Annotated in this window: 1 protein-coding gene; it reads right to left on the bottom strand. The window is 39.1% G+C overall.

Features of this window, described 5'->3' with window-relative positions:
• Positions 1-152: 152 nt before the first annotated feature.
• Entirely contained in the window at positions 153-1,748 is a 1,596-nt protein-coding gene (gene pckA, locus AC1DPQ_RS25310; protein WP_477611254.1) for a phosphoenolpyruvate carboxykinase (ATP), read from the bottom strand.
• Positions 1,749-2,306: the final 558 nt, after the last annotated feature.

The following is a 2,306-nucleotide window of genomic DNA, read 5'->3' as shown; positions in this document are numbered from 1 at the left end:
CAATTAAATCGTTACTTAGAATTTAGTTTCGGTAAATCACCTAGGGTGTATAACAAAAAAATTGCCCCAGCCGAGGCAATTCTTTCACAATAAAAACTAAAAAAAAATCGAATTGCAAATTTTTTGCTCAAAAAATGCATTTTAAAGTGCATTTAACATAATTTTAACGCTTCGTGTCTGCTTTTTGGTACTTTTGTCAGTTCGAACTGCTTGAAATTCTCTGTAAAGGCATCCGACAGTTCGAAGGCTTTCAAAAAGTATTCTTCCTGATTGCTCCATGTTTTAGAGGGGTCTAAAATTTCGTCCGGTACCCCAGGACAATTTAACGGCATCATCAATTTAAATACGTGGTGTTGCTTATATTTATTATGATCCAAGTCTCCATTTAACGCTGCCGTAATCATCGCTCTGGTATAACTTAATTTCATCCTTTTACCTACTCCGTAAGCTCCACCGCTCCAACCCGTATTTACTAACCATACGTTTACCTGGTGTTTTTCCATCTTCTCGCCCAATAGTGCGGCATATCTAGATGGGTGCAATGGCAAGAAGGCTTTACCAAAGCAAGCCGAAAACGTTAACTGAGGTTCTGTCACCCCTGTTTCTGTTCCTGCAACCTTGGCTGTATATCCGCTCATAAAGTGGAACATGGCTTGTTCTACATTCAATTTTGAAATTGGAGGCAATACGCCAAACGCATCTGCAGTTAAGAAAAAGATATTTTTCGGAACAGCCGCTATTGATGGTAAAATCGCATTGTCAATATAATCTATAGGGTAAGCCACGCGGGTATTTTCCGTTTTACTGATATTGCTATAATCAACCTCCTTTGTACCTGGAAAAAAATTAATATTCTCCAGCAACGAGCCAAATTTGATCGCCTTAAAGATCTGAGGCTCTTTCTCTTCGGTTAAGTCTACGCATTTTGCATAGCAACCGCCTTCGAAATTAAATACAGAATCTTTACCCCAGCCATGTTCATCATCACCGATCAATCCTCTTTCGGGATCGGCAGACAAGGTGGTTTTTCCAGTCCCTGACAAGCCGAAGAATATAGCGGTATCGCCATTTTTGCCCACATTGGCCGAACAGTGCATGGATAGCGTATTCTTATATACTGGCAGGATAAAGTTTAAAACAGAAAAAATTCCTTTTTTAATTTCGCCGGTATAGCCAGTTCCCCCGATCAAAATCATTTTCCTGGTGAAATTGATGATGGAGAAGTTTTCCTGTCTGGTTCCGTCAATAGCCGGATCGGCCAAAAAACCTGGCGCAGCAATGATGGTCCACTCTGGTGTGGTCCCCAAACGATCCTCTTCAGGGCGGATAAACAAATGATGAGCAAAAAGATTCTGATAAGCAGTTTCTGTAATTACCCGAATGGATATATCGTAATCCGGGTTGGCACAGGCCGAAGAATCGCGGACATAGATTTTCTTATCTTCAAGGTAATTTGTTAGCTTATAAAACAGCTGATYGAATTTCTCCGGAGAAATTCTAATGTTTACATCGCCCCACCAAACCTGATCTTCGGTTACTTCGTCGCATACAATAAAACGGTCTTTAGGAGAACGTCCGGTAAACTTTCCGGTATCAACCGCCAGCGCTCCTGAAGCAGCCAGCGTACCTTCTTTATTTAATAAGGCATCATCAATTAATTCCGTTGGAGATAATTGGTACTTTACAGCAATGTTTCCGCCTAGATTTAAATAGCTTAAATCTGGCGTTTGCAGTTTCTTTTTGCTCATAACAATAAGTTAGTTAGTACAGCAAAGGTAAATACTTATCTTCCACAAAAACTAGTTTTGAAGCGTAATTTTTTACATATTGTAGCAAATACACTATTATGTAAACATTTTATTTACAGATATTTACAAGCTATTTTACAAGGTAAAAAAAATTAAAAAATTACACTAAGTAAAATTTGTTAAACGGTTTTAGCTGGTCTAAACTTTTAATTGACAAGGCTTTAAGTTTATGACGGTTTGTTAAATGATTAAATATTGGCCACCCCGCCAGAGGAGCTATCGTGTGGACACATCTTTTTTAATCTAATTTGTTTTTAGTTCCTTATGCCTAAGGCGATCGTCATGCTGAATTTATTTCAGCATCTTTCCTGCTATTARCTGGCCTTGATCTCTTAAGAAGGCACAAATGTCATTTTTTTTCGCTCTTTGCCGCGGGGCATGGTAGTTTTTCGCAGATCATGTTATTTTTATTTGTGCTCAAGAATGCTAGCGCATTTTGGAGCGCCAAAGTACCCAAAGCGCTTTGTCAATCCAGCAAGGCGGCTCAGCACAATCCAA

The sequence above is a fragment of the Pedobacter sp. 01T416_2 genome, from assembly GCF_056398925.1.
Note: the sequence above shows the minus strand (reverse complement) of the source record. Positions and strands in the feature narration are given on the sequence as shown.